This window comes from Chamaesiphon sp. (assembly GCF_041738855.1).
GTDB lineage: Bacteria > Cyanobacteriota > Cyanobacteriia > Cyanobacteriales > Chamaesiphonaceae > Chamaesiphon.
This window is the reverse complement of record NZ_JBGSPA010000176.1, coordinates 1-17,502: the sequence shown is the minus strand read 5'-3', so window position 1 is coordinate 17,502 and position 17,502 is coordinate 1. Positions and strand designations below refer to the sequence as shown.

The 17,502-nt window shown below is 46.4% G+C and carries 10 protein-coding genes; 6 read left to right on the top strand and 4 right to left on the bottom strand.

Features of this window, described 5'->3' with window-relative positions:
* Positions 1–466 precede the first annotated feature (466 nt).
* The 3 genes from ACEW9I_RS18605 to ACEW9I_RS18595 all read left to right on the top strand — a co-directional run bounded on the left by ACEW9I_RS18605 (position 467) and on the right by ACEW9I_RS18595 (position 8,361).
* Positions 467–3,976: an esterase-like activity of phytase family protein gene (locus tag ACEW9I_RS18605; RefSeq protein WP_373541823.1), complete on the top strand. Its 3,510-nt coding sequence runs from the start codon at positions 467–469 to the stop codon at positions 3,974–3,976.
* Between the two features lie 266 nt (positions 3,977–4,242).
* Positions 4,243–5,046 (top strand): peptidylprolyl isomerase, encoded by an 804-nt coding sequence (locus ACEW9I_RS18600; RefSeq protein WP_373541822.1) that lies wholly within the window; start codon positions 4,243–4,245, stop codon positions 5,044–5,046.
* Positions 5,047–5,316: 270 nt separating this feature from the next.
* The gene (locus ACEW9I_RS18595; RefSeq protein ID WP_373541821.1) at positions 5,317–8,361 is read left to right on the top strand and encodes an ABC transporter transmembrane domain-containing protein; all 3,045 of its coding nucleotides are present in this window, start codon (positions 5,317–5,319) and stop codon (positions 8,359–8,361) included.
* A 116-nt stretch (positions 8,362–8,477) separates the two neighbouring features.
* Here ACEW9I_RS18595 and ACEW9I_RS18590 read toward each other — a convergent pair whose 3' ends face one another.
* The 3 genes from ACEW9I_RS18590 to nadB all read right to left on the bottom strand — a co-directional run bounded on the left by ACEW9I_RS18590 (position 8,478) and on the right by nadB (position 11,610).
* A complete protein-coding gene (locus tag ACEW9I_RS18590; RefSeq protein WP_373541830.1) occupies positions 8,478–9,047 on the bottom strand; it encodes a Uma2 family endonuclease in 570 nt (189 codons plus the stop codon).
* A 104-nt stretch (positions 9,048–9,151) separates the two neighbouring features.
* Positions 9,152–9,796: a phycobilisome degradation protein NblB gene (gene nblB, locus ACEW9I_RS18585; protein WP_373541820.1), complete on the bottom strand. Its 645-nt coding sequence runs from the start codon at positions 9,794–9,796 to the stop codon at positions 9,152–9,154.
* 131 nt (positions 9,797–9,927) lie between these two features.
* Positions 9,928–11,610, bottom strand: a complete 1,683-nt coding sequence (nadB, locus tag ACEW9I_RS18580) for an L-aspartate oxidase (RefSeq protein ID WP_373541819.1) — start codon at positions 11,608–11,610, stop codon at positions 9,928–9,930.
* Positions 11,611–11,830: 220 nt separating this feature from the next.
* Between nadB and ACEW9I_RS18575 the strand changes: the two genes are divergently transcribed.
* Together ACEW9I_RS18575 and ACEW9I_RS18570 are read left to right on the top strand one after the other, a co-directional pair.
* Complete coding sequence (locus ACEW9I_RS18575; RefSeq protein ID WP_373541818.1) at positions 11,831–13,258, top strand: YdiU family protein; 1,428 nt, start codon at positions 11,831–11,833, stop codon at positions 13,256–13,258.
* Between the two features lie 110 nt (positions 13,259–13,368).
* Complete coding sequence (locus ACEW9I_RS18570) at positions 13,369–14,130, top strand: SDR family NAD(P)-dependent oxidoreductase (protein ID WP_373541817.1); 762 nt, start codon at positions 13,369–13,371, stop codon at positions 14,128–14,130.
* Between the two features lie 43 nt (positions 14,131–14,173).
* On the opposite strand, the gene ACEW9I_RS18565 is transcribed toward ACEW9I_RS18570, so the two are convergent.
* Positions 14,174–16,903, bottom strand: coding sequence for a valine--tRNA ligase (locus tag ACEW9I_RS18565; RefSeq protein ID WP_373541816.1), 2,730 nt, complete (start codon positions 16,901–16,903; stop codon positions 14,174–14,176).
* Between the two features lie 130 nt (positions 16,904–17,033).
* Between ACEW9I_RS18565 and ACEW9I_RS18560 the strand changes: the two genes are divergently transcribed.
* On the top strand, positions 17,034–17,369 hold the full coding sequence (locus ACEW9I_RS18560) for a type II toxin-antitoxin system RelE/ParE family toxin (RefSeq protein ID WP_373541815.1): 336 nt from the start codon (positions 17,034–17,036) through the stop codon (positions 17,367–17,369).
* Positions 17,370–17,502 lie beyond the last annotated feature (133 nt).

The following is a 17,502-nucleotide window of genomic DNA, read 5'->3' as shown; positions in this document are numbered from 1 at the left end:
TAGGCAAAACATCTGAGGATATTTTGCCTACTTTTTTTAGCTCTTGTTATTTTGGTTGTGGTTATCGATCGACAGATCGTTTCTGCAACGCGCTCTAGTTTCAGTCGATCGATCGGTATCGATCCAAAAAACTCACATTAAGTTAGTTGTTTTAAAATGTAAATCATTTGCATTTCATGTACTCTTTCTTAATCAGACCTTAATGTCAATACAATTCAAGCTTAACGCTGAAATAGTAACACAGTGATAAGATGCACCTGGCAATATCGCTCGTCAAGCGCGGTATCGTATTCACACATAGTTGGTTACATAAATCCAGTAGCTGACGCTCGACACATCATTTTATGGTGATTGATATCGCAGTTACGCAAACTCATAATACCAAGAGTATCAATTATAGCTACCTAAAAAAGTATTAAAGCAAATACCATCCACATTCTATCCAAATTACTGAAGGGAGATTTCAATGGCGACAATTAATGGTACTGCTAACAATGATGTATTGTTCATCGACAAAGAAAAAAGCAATGACACCTTGCTTGGTTTAGCCGGAAATGACTACTTAGATGCTTTGCCCGGAGCGGGAAATAACAGTCTCCGTGGCGGCGCGGGTGATGATGAGTTGTATGCTTATCTCAATGACCAACTGTTCGGAGATGCAGGCAACGACAAGCTCTCATCTGATGGCAATGGCAACAATATTCTATCTGGTGGAGACGGTAACGATCTGATTTTTGCCGATCGCAACGATCTAGTTTCCGGCGATGCGGGAGATGACACTATTTATGGCGGACAGGGTGGCAATACAATTACAGGCGGCACGGGCAAGGATATATTTTTGGTTGCCAATGTCGATGTGCCTACTACTCCCAATACAATTACTGATTTCGATCGACTCAATGACACAGTTAGGATTAATTTAGCAGGTGTCACCAATTTTAGCGATCTCACGGTTGCCAAATCCGGCAATGATGCCACAGTCAGTTTTGGCACTCAACAACTAGTACTGCTCAAAAATACCGCCCCAGGTAGCCTCAATAGCAACACAGTCGCAGTTGGTATTAATGCACCCAATAATGTGGGCAGCAATGTGACTAGTTATGATTTTACCAACTTACCCAAGCTCGGTACTACTTCCAAAGGGCAAGATATTTTGCTCGGTGGTTTCTCGGGATTGTATTTCCAGGGTATCGCTGCCAATGGTAACCTCAAATTTGTCACTCATACCGATCGCGGTCCCAATGGCGAACCCACAGGTGCCAATCGTCCCTTTTATCTGCCTAGCTTCCAGCCAGAAATAGTCAGCTTTGAACTCAACCGGACTTCCGGTGAGATCGGCATTACCAAGCGAACTGGCTTATTTAGGGCTGATGGTACGACAGCCCTCACCGGACTGCCCAACCTGCAAGCTGCGGCTAATGGACTCGCCTACACTGATGAAATTGGCGTCGATCTCGATGGCAAAGTGTTGGCGAACGACTCACTAGGTGCCGATGTCGAAGGGATCGTCGTCGCCCCCAATGGCGATTATTGGTTGGTAGATGAATACCGCCCCGCGATTTACCACTTTGATGTCAATGGTAAACTACTCAATCGGTTTATCCCCAAAGGTACCGCTACTGCACCAGCAGTCGATCTAGCTGCGGGCACTTTCGGCACTGAAGTACTCCCAGAAGTATATGCCCAACGCCGCAGCAATCGCGGCTTTGAAGCAGTCGCGATCGAAGGTACCAAGCTGTATGCCTTCATCCAAAGTCCGATCGATAATCCTGACAACGCTGGCGATACGGCTTCTAGAGCTTCCCGCACTGTCCGCATTTTGGAATTTGATACTGTCACCAAAGCAGTCACAGGTGAGTATCTCTACTTACTCGATGATATTACTGGTGCTGGTACTGCCAAAACCGACAAAATCGGTGATGCTGTCTCCCTCGGTGGCGGCAAATTTGCCGTTGTCGAACGCGACGATTTAGCCACAACTGCTTCCAACAAACTCATCTACCAAATCGATCTCGCTGGGGCGACGAATATCAGCAACCCTGCTAACTTTACCTTACCCACAGGTAAAACGATCGAACAACTCACACCCGCAGAACTTACCACCGCCAAGATCGCTACTGTCAGCAAGAGCCTCATCGCCAATGCGGCTCAATTGGGCTACACCGGAGTCGAAAAACTTGAAGGATTAGCATTAGTCGCTCCCAATACTCTCGCCTTGATTAATGACAACGACTTCAACGTCGTTGCAGGTAGCAAAGTACCCTCAAAGCTAGGGATTCTCGAACTGTCCAAAAATTTACCTATAACTGGTGCAATTGTCAACAAGTCCATCTCAGCGACAGATCCAGCTAATCTAAATCTGGGTGCTAACGACTCCTATACCAAAATCACCGGAGACAACCGCGCCAATATTATTGATGCGAGTACTGGCGGCGGCAACAATCAGCTCTTCGGCGGAGAGGGTGCGGATGAGCTATATGCTTACCAAAACGATCGACTATTTGGTGAAGGTGGCAATGATATCCTCGACGCCACAGATGGTAAGGGTGGCAACAGATTGGATGGTGGGATTGGGGATGACACGCTATTTGCTGGCTCTGAAGATCTGCTAAGTGGTGGCGATGGAAATGACACACTATTTGCAGGTGATGGCGGCAATACGCTCACTGGCGACAATGGTAAAGATACTTTCATCCTCGCTGTGGCGACTTTACCTACCACAGCAAATATCATCACTGATTTTAAAGCTGGTACGGATACGCTCAAAATAGCTGGTATTCCAGGTATCGACGACGATCTGACCAAACTAACGGCGATCGTCCAAGGTAGCGATACACTACTCAAAGCTGGAACTGTCGATTTAGCCTTGCTCAAAGGGATTCAGGCAAATTCGATCGCGGAAGTCTTAAATCCTACTGCCAATCCCAATCCCAATCCCAATCTAACTCCGATCGCTGGTATCAGTCTCAACAAAAACCTATTTATCGCCGACGCCACGATTAAAGGGTTGGGTGTCAATGCTGTCAGTCAGAAAGCGGGTAATAAAGTCAATGAAATTGGCTTTTTTGCTGTTGATGACATCACTGGCAAGATCGGCAGCATTACCCCTGGGGCAGCAGGTTACCTGAAACTCGCGATCGACTCAGCCAAGCCGATCTTCTCAACTCTTCACGGCAGTTTCTTTAACACTAACAAACGCGAAATTGGCTTAGATCCCAATAAAACCTACCAATTTTTCAAGGTGCAGGATGGATCGATCGCCGATCTTCAGCAACAGATTGCTAGTGGTAAAACGCCAACTAATATCTTATTTGCCCTGCCCGACATGAGTGGCAATAGTCCATTTAAATTCACAACTAACAACACAAATGATGGCTACAACATATCAGTTAACAACGACGAATTGATATTAAATGTATCTAGACTCGCTGGTGCGACACCGAATGTCCCCATCGGTGCCAAATCCCAAGGATTGCTCCAGGGGCGTATTCTCGATCTCACCGAATACGCAGGCAAAACCCTCAAAGCTGATGTCACCACCACCAGTGAAGCAGGTTATAACAATAACATCGCTTTCTATGCGGTAGAAGATGCGATCTTGGGTACCATCAAAACTGCTGCTGGTACTATTATCAAACCTGGTGATGCCAACTACGCCGCCGAAGCAATTAAAAGCGCGCTCTTACAAGTAGGCAAAACCGATAGTAAGCTCAACCAAGATCTCATTGGTGGCAAAGTTTACGCACCTGTACTTATCGCTCAAGGTACACTCGCCGACTTTGCTAGCAAAAATCCCACTAATGGCGGTGATGGCAACGTGGTTCATGCTTACTTCAACTATCTCGGTGCCAATCCTGACAAGCTCGATCATTTCCGCTTATTGGGTAACAATACCTTTGGGGTCGAGGATCTCTACGGTAGTGGCGATCGCGATTTCAACGACGTAGTTATCAATATCAATATCAAAACTGCTTAAAGCGATCGAGACAAGGCTGCAAGTCTAGCCGACTTGCAGCCTTGTCTCGATCGCGCTAAACCCTTGGCAAGGGTAACAAGACTACGCAGCAACTCAAATAAATTGTCTTTACACCTTAAAAAAGGGGAACCGGAGTCTGAGTGCGTGTCAAATTAGCAAATTGTGAGTTTAACCAGACGTTAATATCTCAATAACCTGTCAGGGGTCAATTGCTGAGATAATCTGTGCAAGGTGCTACTGAATTAGCCTTGAAATAAAGTATCATCATGAAGACAACTGCAAACTTGCTAGATTCCGGCATTGTGACTTCAACCGTTCCCCTTCCAAATCCGTCAGAATATCAACAGACTAGCGACTTAGACACACCGCTAAAACGGTTATGTCAAAATGCCATGTCTGGCGAAGAAGTGATTGCACTATTGCAAAAACATTGGATGTTACCCCAATTGCAACGAGAACTGATTCTTGATGCAGAGCTAGCGACCGTCATCTGTAGCCAAGAAGAAACTTTCAGCGCATACAAAGCTTTTTACCAAAAGTATCAGATTACTTCCGATGAAGATCGGGCTGCATGGCTGGAGAAAAATAAATGTACCTTAGAGCAATTTGAGCACTCGGTGCTAAAAGCAATCAAACTCGATCGCTTCAAACTCTCGACTTTTGGGAGTAAAGTTGATTCCTACTTTCTACAGCGCAAAAGTCAACTCGATCGCGCTGTCTATTCACTACTACGAGTCAAAGATCCACACTTGGCGCAGGAGCTATTCTTTCGGATTCAAGACAAAGAAGCGACCTTTACCGAACTAGTCAAGCAGTACTCTGGCGGACAAGAAGCTGAAATCGGTGGTGTGGTTGGCCCGCACGAGCTGTCTGTACCACATCCACTATTAGCTCAGAAATTACTCTCGCTCCAACCTGGGCAATTATCGCCCCCAGTGGCAATTGCGGACTGGTTTGTCATTGTACGATTGGAAAAATACCTCCCCGCTCAACTGGATAAATTGATGCGATCGCGACTAATTGATGAGATGTATGAGCAGTGGCTTCAGACCAAGTTAAATGAATTGTAGTCGATAGTTATCAATGGAAGATTGTTAAGGTAAATCGAGCAAGTTTGCAGCCTGACGATCGCTATTAGTTCAGTAAGTATTTGTCAAGAGCGAGGTTTAAGTCAAATTTTACAAATAAATATTTATTTTACCGCACCACTGATTCAGCAGTTCGTGTGAGTATCGATGCTCTGGCTTCATCTGGAACAAACGAGTAGCATCAACATCAAAAAAATCTCATCACCAGTACAGCTACTCCGCGAATAATAACAAAATTTTAGACAAAACTTTATGACTTATACACCAGAAACGCCAGCGGTTTTCCTAGCTCAAGTCGAGCCGTTCTGTCAATTATCTGCTGGTGCTCAGGCAAAACTTGCCAAAATTGCTCAGTACTATCGCTACCATGTCGGACAACCGATCGCCATCCGCGACAGGCTCTCAGCCCAGATCAATGTAGTTGTAGAGGGCACCGTCCGCCTGCTAGGATACCCGAGCGAACATACGTCACCAGTGACGATCGAGCGATTGGTAGCAGGTAGGACGATTGGCGCGATCGGGATGATTCGGGGGGTACCGTGCGAGGCGGCGATCGCCTCCACCGAAGCGATTTGCCTGACTTTTCCAGCCACATCATTCATGGAAGTGATCGGCACAGATCCGATATTAAGAGCGTATTTTTACGATCGCCCCAACCCAATCGAAATCTTTGAATTGCTACGGTTAGAACTCGAACAGCACCCCAATCAAGCTCAATTGCTGCAATCGCTAGGAGTCGATTCACTTAAAGATCTCGCTCTCAAAGCCTTTGACTCGGCAGTTGTCTACACGTCCCCCCAGGAGATTCCGACTGCGCTCCTGCACTGGGATTGGTTTGTCGGTAGTCAGCCCTCAGATCCCAACACCGATCGCTCGGGGCGGACTTATGCGATCGGTGACAGGCTCGATGTCGGTTCCTTCCAATCTAAGCAACAGCTGCGTCTGATTGGGCTGGCACCAGATATTCTCCACTATTCGCCACCTGTCGATCGCGATCTGACGATCGATATCGATGATGCGACAACTGTCCCCAACTCCTCAGATCTCGCTGTCATCAAGCCCAACGATATCCCCTACGCGCCCGATCTCCCGCTCACCCTCGACACACCCACTCAGTCGCGCCAAAAATATGCGATCGTCCGTGGCAAAGGGCAGATCGACGGCAGTGTTGCCTGCTTTGAGATGCTGGCCAACCAGTACAAAATCCCGTTCCGGCGCGATTCTGTCCGCAAAGTGATCGCCCATCACGTCGAGCAATCCGGTGGGATCTCCCTCCAATTTTGTGGGGCGGTGGCAGACTTTCTGGGCTTACAAGGGCAACTCGCCGCCATTCCAGCGATCGATATGCAGCGGATTCAGGTGCCAGCCTTGATTAAGTGGCAAAATCAACTGGCGGTGATCTGTGCGGTTGCCAATAACTCGGTGACGATCGCATTACCCGATAGTGGACTGATCCAGCGCACGCCCGCAGAACTAGCACTCAACCAAGAATCACCCACGGGCGAACCCAATCCCGCTCAACCGATCCCGATCCTCCTCATCCAAGCTACTCGCTACACACCAGAGCAAAAATTTGGGATTAGTTGGTTCTGGCCCTCACTCGTCCAGTACAAGGGTGTCTTGATCGAGGTCTTGATTGCGTCGTTCTTTATTCAATTATTTGGACTCGCCAATCCGCTGATCACCCAGACGATCATCGATAAAGTGCTGATGCAAAACAGTGCGACGGCGTTGAATGTATTTGGGGTGCTGCTAATTGGTGTGGCGATCGGTGAAGCATTATTAACGAGTCTGAGAACTTATTTATTTGTCGATACCACCAACCGGATCGATTTGGCTTTGGGTTCCCAAATTATCGATCGCTTACTCCGACTACCCCTCCGGTACTTTGAAAAACGCTCGGTGGGCGAACTATCTACCCGCGTCAACGAACTCGAAAATATCCGCCAATTTCTGACGGGAACTGCCCTCACTGTCGTGTTGGATTCGGTATTTTCGGTTATTTATATCGTGGTGATGTTGATCTATAGCTGGCTGTTGACACTAGTCGCCCTGGCAACACTACCGCTATGTATTTTAATTACGACGGCGATTTCCCCGATCGCCCGCAAGCAATTGCGGACTAAAGCCGAACGCAACGCCCGATCGCAATCACATCTCGTCGAAGTCATTTCGGGCATCCAAACTGTCAAAGCCCAAAACGTCGAATTGCGATCGCGCTGGAAGTGGCAAGAACGCTACACCCAGTATGTCATGGCTGGATTCCAAACCGTGATCACCTTTACCACCGCCAATTCAGCCACCACATTTCTCAATCAAATCTCCAGTCTCCTTGTCCTCTGGGTGGGCGCGTATCTCGTCCTCGACGGCAAACTGACCCTGGGACAACTGATCGCTTTCCGGATCATTTCCGGCTACGTCACCAGCCCCCTGCTGCGGCTGACGCAACTATGGCAGAATTTCCAAGAGACGGCACTCTCGCTCGAACGGATCGCGGACATCCTCGATACACCGATGGAAGCAGACGAGATCGATCGGGGTAATATCCCGATGCCGACGATTCAAGGCAATGTCAAATTTGATAATGTCTCCTTCCGGTTTGCACCCACAGGCGCACTCAATCTCGATAGCGTCAACTTAGAATTTTCGGCTGGTAAATTTATCGGCATCGTCGGTCAAAGTGGCTCCGGCAAGAGTACGCTGATGAAATTGTTACCGCGTCTCTATCCGCTCGAATCAGGACGAATCTTGGTTGATGATTATGATATTTCCAAGGTCGAGCTGTATTCATTACGCCAACAAATCGGCATCGTGCCGCAGGATACCTTGTTATTTGAAGGTAGCGTCCAGGAAAATATCGCGCTCAATTATCCCGATGCGACTACCGACCAAATTATTCACGCCGCCAAGATTGCCAACGCCCACAATTTCATCATGGAATTGCCCAATGGGTATAATTCCCCCGTCGGCGAACGCGGAGCTGGCTTATCCGGTGGGCAACGTCAACGTGTCGCGATCGCCCGGACGATCCTCCAAAATCCCCGCTTGCTGATTCTAGATGAGGCGACAAGTGCTCTCGATTATGATTCCGAGCGTCAGGTATGTGTCAATATCGCCGCCGCTTTCCAAGGCAAAACGGTATTTTTCATCACTCACCGACTCACCACGATTCGCAATGCAGACGTGATATTGATGATGGATCGCGGTTTGGTCGCCGAACTCGGTACCCATGAAGAACTGATGGCACTCAAAGGGCGGTACTACTGTCTCTATCAGCAACAAGAAACCCAATTGTAAATACATCCCTGGCGATCCTCAATGAGCAGCTACGTTGATATAGGGTGTGTTAGGCGACAGCCGCATGAGCACCAAGGTTCAGACTAGAGGATCTGATTTAGAATTGCGATAGTAGCTCACTCGAATGTAATATCTTCATAAATCTGCTCGATCGGGATTGATAGATTAATACTTTTCAACTCGATCGGATCTCCTACTTGATAATTAATAATTTGCCAATTATCTCCATCACCCCTGCGAAATAGCTCAACCTCCATTACATCAACACTAACTAATACATATTCCTGCAAGCTCGGGTTTCGTCGATACATTTTAAACTTATTGCCCCTGTCGTATGCTTCAGTACTAGGGGATAAAACTTCAATAATCAGGCAGGGATAAGCAACATATTGGGTAGTAGTCTTATCTCGATCGTCACAGGTGACGCTAATGTCTGGATAGACATATTTAGTAGAGCCGACAATACTAACTCTACAATCAGAATTTAGTGTTTTACAGCCACGTCCTCGCATGTGGCTTTTAAGTAAAGAAAGAAAGTTTCCGGCAATATCACCATGATTAATAGTGCCGCCACTCATCGCGTAGACTTCGCCATCCATGTATTCATGACGTTCTAATTGTTGCTCCTCCCATGCGAAATACTCTTCGGGGGTAAGTTTTTGAAAGTTATCTTTTACTACAACCATTTTTAAGAACCAAATTAGTTTAAGTCGGGTTTTGAGTCCCAAATCCTTGCTAGAAGTCAAGTTTTATCTCTTTTCACGCTGCGAGTTATCCTTTCTGAGTGGAACTATTTGCCTTGTGCCTCGTGAGCAACCTGCTCCACATCATCTGTCGCCAAAATCGCCAAACTTTCAGCCGCCAACGCACCACCCAACGTCCGTAAAGATCGCGCCAATTGATAGCGAATTTGCCAATCTGGATGTGTCACAAAGGGGATGATACTTTCCACCCCATTGGGGTCGCCCAATTCACCGATCGAGCCAATGGCGGCAGTTTGCACTAGACTAGTTTCATTGGTCAAAGCAGTTTGCAATAGTTGTAACCCGCGCGGATCGCTCAACTCACCCAAAGCAGCGACGATACTAAACTGCACCAACCATTCAGGTGTAGTCTCATACAGGTGTTGCAGATCGTCAAAGGCATCTGTGAGCTTGAGTGCGCCGATCGCATCGGCGGCGGCGGCTTGCACGTCTGGCTCGGGATCGTTGACCAAGCGATCGCGTAAAATATGATAACTTTCACTCAGATCTTGAGATCCCAATGTTGCCAATTGGCTCACGGCTGCATATCTAACTCTAGTATTCTTGTCTGTTACCAATTGTTTGATATAACCAAAGGCGATCGCTGGTTCGAGATCGCGCACTAGATTCAATGCGGTGATGCGATCGCCTTTATTTTCGGAGTTGATGAGTGCTTCAATGTTTTCAGACATATTATTAAAGAGTTGATAGTTGATAGTTGATAGCGATTCGCTATCACCTTTCTATAATAGCGCGCTAGTTACAAATAAATCTAGCTCAATCTTGTCACCAAATCTATTTAATAGAGCGATAAAAATAGTAACTAATTAACTATCTGAGCTGATGTAGACCAGCAATCACCCTGGACGAGTGTGTGAACTTGCCAAGCAGGATCGATCGCTGGAAAATCCGTACGATAGTGTCCACCGCGACTCTCAGTTCGCATCAGTGCGCCAGTTAGGATCGCTAAGCCGATATCCAATAAGTTGCGAGTTTCACCCCAATCATAGATATCTTGTTGAGTTATACCCGTAGGTAAAACAATCGTTAGTGGCGGCGAAAATTGAGCAATAAATTGGCTAATATGTAAAGCATTAAATTCTAATTGTATAATTTTAAATCGATCGATCGCCGTGACTAAACTATGGCGATCGCGACAAATACCCGCAGCTTGCCACATCAATCGTGGTAACTCTTGGCGAATCGACCGCACTTGCTGCACCCAATCTTCGGTATGCTTGGCTATTCGATCGAGCTGAAGATCCAGGTGTACAGATACAGTTTCAGAAAGATCGATCGATGATGGGATTATCGCTAATTCAAGCGAGATCTTACTCAACTGAGCACCAAACACGACACATTCCAGCAACGAATTACTCGCCAAGCGATTGGCTCCATGTACGCCCGTGCTGGTAGTTTCTCCCACTGCATAGACCCCTGGGATACTAGTGCGCGTCATCAGATCTGTTTGCACGCCACCCATCCAATAATGCGCTGCTGGAGCCACTGGAATCAACTCATGCAAGATATCGATCCCCCAATGCTGACAGACTTGGATGATATTGGGGAATCGATGGCGGATTTTGGCTTCAGGAATCGGACTCAAATCGAGCCAGACACACCCTTGAGCGGGGTCGGGACTATGTTTGAGCAAATGGCTAAAAATTGCCTGACTGACGACATCCCTGGGGGCGAGTTCGCCAGCAGGATGATAGTCAAACACGAACCGATAACCAGTCTCATCGACTAGATGAGCACCTTCGCCACGGACGGCTTCACTGATCAAAAATCTGGGTGCGCCAGCTTTGGTAAGCGCAGTCGGATGAAACTGAAAAAATTCTAGATCGCGCAACACACCACCAGCGCGATGCACCATCGCCACTCCGTCACCTGTACTGACTTCGGGATTGGTAGTCTGAGCATAAACTTGTCCCCCACCACCTGTAGCCAACACCACAGCAGTAGCAGTTACCCAGCTCATTTGTCCCTGATAGAGGAGGCTAATCCCCCGACAGGTTCCCGCTTCCAGCCACAAATCCAGGGCGAAGGCTTGGGTAAGTACCGTAATATTTGGCTTTGCCAACACGCGATCGGCTAAAGTACTCACTAACGCACGTCCGGTAGTATCCGCCGCGTGCAAGACGCGCGGACGCGAATGCGCTGCTTCGAGCGTCAATGCCAATTGCTCATCGACACGATCGAATCCTACCCCCAAATCCACCAATGAATCGATACACGCCGCTGCGTGGGTAACTAAAAATTCTACCGCAGCTCGATCGCACAATCCCGCACCCGCCCGTAGAGTATCAGCGATATGCAAGTCTACCGAATCTTGCGGATCTACTACCGCCGCAATCCCCCCCTGCGCCCAATCACTCGCCGATAGGGGTAAACTAGCCTTACTGACGATCGCCACTCTCAGATCGGCTGGCAAGCACAAAGCAGCATACAATCCAGCCGCTCCAGCTCCCACGACGATGACATCAAAGCTGTTGGGTAATTGCATAGGGATGGGTGGATGGTGGATGGTGGATGGCGAAAAGTGCGGTCTTGGGGTTTCCCCAAGTAGAGCACCTTTTCAAGACAGTGGATGGTGGATAAATGAAAACTAAAAATATTAGTATATATTTCAATCCTATTGTAACTATCTAATCTCTGTTTACTTGATTCTCTGCTGATTACTTTTCACCATTCACCATTCACCATCCACCATCCACAACTAATTCATGAATCCAATCCTCGCGCTCAACTATGAAGCTGCTCTAGAATCTCTGGGTGCTGACTACTATGATGACGTAGTTGCAGCAGAATTTCCCCAACAGATTTTACGCTTTCGGAATGACGATCTGCTCATTCAACTGGGACTAGATCCCGTAGCAGTAAGTGACGAACATTTTACTGAAGCCTTCGGTAAATTTGCCAGCCCACCGCATCCGCTTCTAGCTCTACGCTACCACGGTTATCAATTTGGTGAATACAATCCTAGTTTGGGTGATGGGCGGGGATTCCTGTACGGACAGGTGCGGGGTGTCGATGGCGAACTCTATGATTTTGGCACCAAGGGTTCGGGGAGAACTCCCTATTCTCGTGGTGGCGATGGGATGTTGACGCTCAAGGGTGGTGTCCGAGAGGTTTTAGCTGCTGAAGCTCTGTATCAGATGGGTGTGAGGACTTCTCGCTGTTTTAGTATGGTTGAGACGGGTTTGGATTTGTGGAGAGGGGATGAGCCTTCGCCGACGCGTTCGGCTGTAATGGTACGATTTAGTCGTTCTCACATTCGTTTTGGTACGTTCGAGCGACTAAATTATCTCAAACGTAACGATCTGATTCAGAAATTATTAGACCATGTAATTGCATATTATTACAGTCATCTTAGTATTGAGGGTGCCGATCGCTACATTCAATTTTATACTGAATTAGTCCAACGAGTCGCCGAGTTAGTCGCTCAATGGATGGCGGCAGGTTTTTGTCATGCGGTACTAAATACCGATAATATGTCAATTACTGGAGAGAGTTTTGACTATGGCCCGTTTGCCTTTTTGCCAACTTACGATCCTGATTTCACCGCTGCCTATTTCGACCACTATGGACGCTATAGTTATGGCAATCAACCAGGAATATGTAAACTAAACTTAGAACTGCTTCAGCAGCCTTTGAGCGCAGTCATAGACCCCGCAGAGATGACTACAGCACTGGCTAAATTTGAGGGTTATTATTTTTCTCACTACAAAAAACTGATGTTGCAAAAGCTAGGGTTCGAGGGAGAAACTACCTCAGTACGGGATGATTTATTGGTTGCAACACTCCAATTACTAGCAGATACTCAGGTAGGATATCATCAGTTTTTCTTTGAAGTGAGTCAAGCGTTGAAGCTCCGATGGATAAAGGATCTAAATTCGATCTTGAATGAGACTGAATTAATGCCGGAGGTAGTAGCGAATTCTGGCTATCAGCAGTGGTTACAACTTTATCACCAAGCCTTGAATAATATCCCTGAGTCGGAGCTAAACTCGATCGAGAGTATCATGACTAGATCGAATCCTCAAACTATCCTATTACGTCCACAGATCGAAGCAATCTGGGAACCAATTGCTCAAGAGAATAATTGGCAGCCTTTTTATGAGTTGCTAGGCAAGATTCGAGCGAGTGAATGATGAGGGGGGTTTTTAATAGCAGTCCTATTTGTTGTAAGAATATCGTAGGGTGTGTTACCTCTGTAGGGGTAACGCACCGAAGGAAATAACTAAGAAATTGAGGAGAAATAATGAGCGATAAGGATCATAGTTTTTTAAAAACCGCACTAGTTGTTGGTGGGGGACAGGGAATTGGGTTGGGATTCGTGCGACGGTTACTCGCCGATGATGGTATTGGGCGTGTTTATGCTACCTATCGGCGAGTAGAATCGGCGACGGAGTTATTGGAGATAACAGATTCACGATTGTGTTGTTTTCAGATGGATATCACTGATGAATCACAAATCGCGGCGGTAATTCAAAAGATTCAAACTGAGACATCTACTCTTCATTACGTTATTAACTCTGTCGGTGTTTTGCATGAGGGTGAGATGCAGCCAGAGAAGAGTTTAAGACATATTAATAGCGAACAACTGTTGCGTTATTTCCAAGTTAATAGTATCGGAGCGATATTATTATTCAAGCAAGTTCAGCCATTGCTAAAGCATGGAGATCGATCGATCCTCGCGACTATTTCGGCGAAAGTTGGTAGTATTGGCGACAATCAAGTTGGCGGTTGGTATGGTTATCGTGCATCGAAAGCAGCATTGAATATGTTTATTAAGAATACTGCGATCGAGTATAAACGAACTTGTCCCCAGGCGATTTTAGTTGCGCTGCATCCTGGTACGACAGACACGAGATTATCTCTCCCCTTTCAACGCAATGTCCCACCCGATAAACTATTTTCAGTCGATCGCACTGTGGGACAATTGTTAGCGGTGATGGATGGATTAGGGATTAGTGATAGTGGGGAATTCTTTTCCTGGGATGGTAGTCGTTTGCCTTGGTAGTGGCGCAGAGAGCGCGGAGGGAGCAGAGAACGCAGAGAGATTTTTAGAATTGTTGGAGTCTTGCTTGGAGGATCTCTTTTTGTTTTTCGGCTTCGACTAAACTATCTTTGGTTTGTTGGACTACTTCTGGTGTGGCGCGTTCGATAAATTTGGTGTTATTTAATCGACTATGAATCGATTCAATTTCTTTATCAATTTTATCGATTTTCTTCTGAATTTTGGCTTTGAAGGCTTCGAGATCGATTACCCCTGTTAGAGGTAGGATGATTTGGACGGTAGCAAAGACACTCGCAATATTAGTTGGTTCTTCGGCTAATTTATCGACGATGGTAAGTTGTTCGATTTGTGCTAAATCGCAGAGATAAGTTTTCCCACGCTCCAAAATTTCACGTTCGGATTCGCTATCGCTTTGGAGGATAATTGAGACTTTAATCGCTCGTTTGAGATCGGCTTCTGCACGTAAGTTGCGGATGGTACGGGTTACGCCGATGAGAAGGTCAAATTCTCGATCGAGTTCGGGATTAACTAAACTAGAATCGCTAATAGGATATGGTTGAATCGAGATGTCATTATCCTCGTCGCTTTGGGTAAGGGTTTGCCAAATCTCGGCGGTAATATGTGGCATAAAAGGATGCAATAATTTTAGTATTCCATCCAAGACAAAGGCTAAGGTTTGTTGAACTACTAATTTACTATCTGGATCTGCACCTTCGAGGAGCCGAGATTTGACTAGCTCGATATACCAGTCACAAAAATCGCCCCAGAAGAATTCATACAATCCTTTGGCTGCTTCACCCAAGCCATATCGATCGATATTATCGCCTGTTTGTTGAACGGTTTGATGGAAGCGCGATAAAATCCATTTATCGGCTACTTCTAATGACTCGGCGGCTGGTGGATTAAGAGTTGCAATATCAAGTTTGAATTCTGATGTCTCAAAATTCATCATCACAAATCGTGCCGCATTCCAGATTTTATTAGTAAAATTACGGCTGGCTTCGACGGATTCGGATTCGTCTGTTTTGCGGTTATATTGGATGCGAATATCTTGTCCCGCGCCGACTACTTCTCTAACTAGAGTGTAGCGAAGTGCGTCGGTACCATATTTATCAATTAGTAGTAATGGATCGATTCCATTATTCAATGATTTGGACATCTTCTTGCCATTTTCATCCAGAACTAATCCGTGGATATAGACATTCTCAAACGGCATTTTTCCAGTTATATATCCCGCCATCATCGTCATTCGTGCCACCCAGAAGAAGATGATATCAAATCCGGTAACTAGCGTAGATGTGGGATAATAAGTCTCTAACTCAGCCGTATTTTCCGGCCAACCGAGCGTAGAAAATGGCCATAATCCAGACGAGAACCAAGTGTCTAACACGTCAGGATCTTGAACTAATTTTACATCTACACCGAATTGTTCGATCGCTTGAACTCGTGCTTCATCTTCACTTTTAGCAACAAAGAAAGGAGTCGTATCAGTTATTTCTCCATCAGATTCGCTCACAGCATACCAAGCCGGAATTTGATGTCCCCACCACAATTGGCGCGAGATGCACCAATCTTGCAATTTGACTAACCAATCTCGATATACTTTTGTCCAGCGTTGAGGGACAAATTCAGGGGAATTCTGGTTATCTAAACTAGCTAGACAGTTATCCGCCATCGGACGAATTTTGACGAACCATTGAGTCGATAATAACGGTTCTACAGGTACTTTGCCGCGATCGCTATAGGGTACAGCATGCTTGTATGCTTCGATCTTGACTAAATTACCCAGTTCTTCTAATTTAGCAACTACATTTCGCCGAGCTGCAAATCGTTCTTGACCGTTAAATTCTCCAGCATTCTCATTGAGAGTGCCATCCTTATTCATGATATTGATTAAGGGCAAATTGTGACGTTTACCCATCGCAAAATCATTAGGATCGTGTGCGGGGGTAACTTTTACACAGCCAGTTCCAAAATCAGCCTCAACAAATTCATCACCAATAATCGGAATTTCGCGACCGACGATCGGTAGTGTTAAAGTTTTACCAATCAGGTGTTTATATCGCTCATCTTGGGGATTTACCGCTACTCCCGTATCCCCTAGCATCGTTTCGGGGCGTGTAGTCGCAACTTCAATAAATCCCGAACCATCACTCAGAGGATAGCGGAAATACCATAAACTGCCATTGGTTTCCTTATTCTCTACTTCCAAATCCGACACCGCCGACTGTGAAGCTGGACACCAATTGACTAAATACTGTCCCCGATAGATTAACCCATCCCGATGCAGCCGGACAAATGCTTCTAATACCGCCTTTGACAGTCCCTCATCCAGCGTAAAGCGTTCCCGCGTCCAATCTGCCGATACACCCATCCGTTTGAGCTGATTGACGATGGTACCCCCCGATTCAGCCTTCCATTCCCACGCACGTTCTAAGAACTTTTCGCGCCCGACATCATACCGCGTCTTCCCCTCGGCTTTGAGCTGCTTTTCGAGGATTGTCTGAACTGCAATACTCGCATGATCCGTTCCTGGCAAAAATAGGGTATTGTCTCCCCGCATCCGATGGTACCGCACCAGCGCATCGATGAGCGAGCTTTCAAATGCGTGTCCCAAGTGCAAACTCCCCGTCACATTTGGCGGCGGAATGACGATACAGAATGGTTTTCCACCTCTAGCCGGATCGACTTTGTAGGTTTGGTTAGTTTCCCAAATCTGCTGCCATTTGGCTTCTGTGGTTTTTGCGTCGTACTGGGGGGGGAGATTCGCTGTCATGGATGCTTACCGATCGATTTGCCACTATCTACGATTGTGCCATAGTCGGGATGATGATGCGGATCTCGATCGAGATTATTATGTCTAATACGACCTTCGAGTCAATAGATCGTATTAAGAACTGCTGTAAATGAATTCTCACAACGAGCGCAAAGAGCTAATCTGGTTAGCTGATGAAACCAAAACTCCGCCATTTTTTCAATCGGTACGCATTGAAGTAGGCTTTCTGCTCGAACAATTACAAGTAGGAGAACTACCCTCGATGCCAATGTCAAAACCGATGGCTAGTATTGGAGATCGATGTCATGAGTTGAGAGTAAACGATCTCAAAAATAATAAGCACTGGCGAGTTATTTATCGAATTGATGATGATGCGATCGTGATTTTAGAGGTATTCTCAAAGGTGACGCAAAAAACACCTGAAAAAGTCATCGGTAATTGTCAAAGCAGACTCGATCGGGCGTAGCTAAGGGATGGGGGAGTGCGGTTGTACTGGTAGAGCGACGTGAGGAAAAAGAGAGTCAAAACGTTGATTGACCCAAGCAACGCGAAGGATCAGTAAATGATTGAAACCTGACTCACTCCAACGCATCCCAACA

Excerpts from the sequence above, each read along its gene's own strand:
- ACEW9I_RS18605 (WP_373541823.1), top strand. The coding sequence starts at position 467 with ATGGCGACAATTAATGGTACTGCTAACAATGATGTATTGTTCATCGAC.
- ACEW9I_RS18600 (WP_373541822.1), top strand. The coding sequence starts at position 4,243 with ATGAAGACAACTGCAAACTTGCTAGATTCCGGCATTGTGACTTCAACC.
- ACEW9I_RS18595 (WP_373541821.1), top strand. The coding sequence starts at position 5,317 with ATGACTTATACACCAGAAACGCCAGCGGTTTTCCTAGCTCAAGTCGAG.
- ACEW9I_RS18590 (WP_373541830.1), bottom strand. The coding sequence starts at position 9,047 with ATGGTTGTAGTAAAAGATAACTTTCAAAAACTTACCCCCGAAGAGTAT.
- nblB (WP_373541820.1), bottom strand. The coding sequence starts at position 9,796 with ATGTCTGAAAACATTGAAGCACTCATCAACTCCGAAAATAAAGGCGAT.
- nadB (WP_373541819.1), bottom strand. The coding sequence starts at position 11,610 with ATGCAATTACCCAACAGCTTTGATGTCATCGTCGTGGGAGCTGGAGCG.
- ACEW9I_RS18575 (WP_373541818.1), top strand. The coding sequence starts at position 11,831 with ATGAATCCAATCCTCGCGCTCAACTATGAAGCTGCTCTAGAATCTCTG.
- ACEW9I_RS18570 (WP_373541817.1), top strand. The coding sequence starts at position 13,369 with ATGAGCGATAAGGATCATAGTTTTTTAAAAACCGCACTAGTTGTTGGT.
- ACEW9I_RS18565 (WP_373541816.1), bottom strand. The coding sequence starts at position 16,903 with ATGACAGCGAATCTCCCCCCCCAGTACGACGCAAAAACCACAGAAGCC.
- ACEW9I_RS18560 (WP_373541815.1), top strand. The coding sequence starts at position 17,034 with ATGAATTCTCACAACGAGCGCAAAGAGCTAATCTGGTTAGCTGATGAA.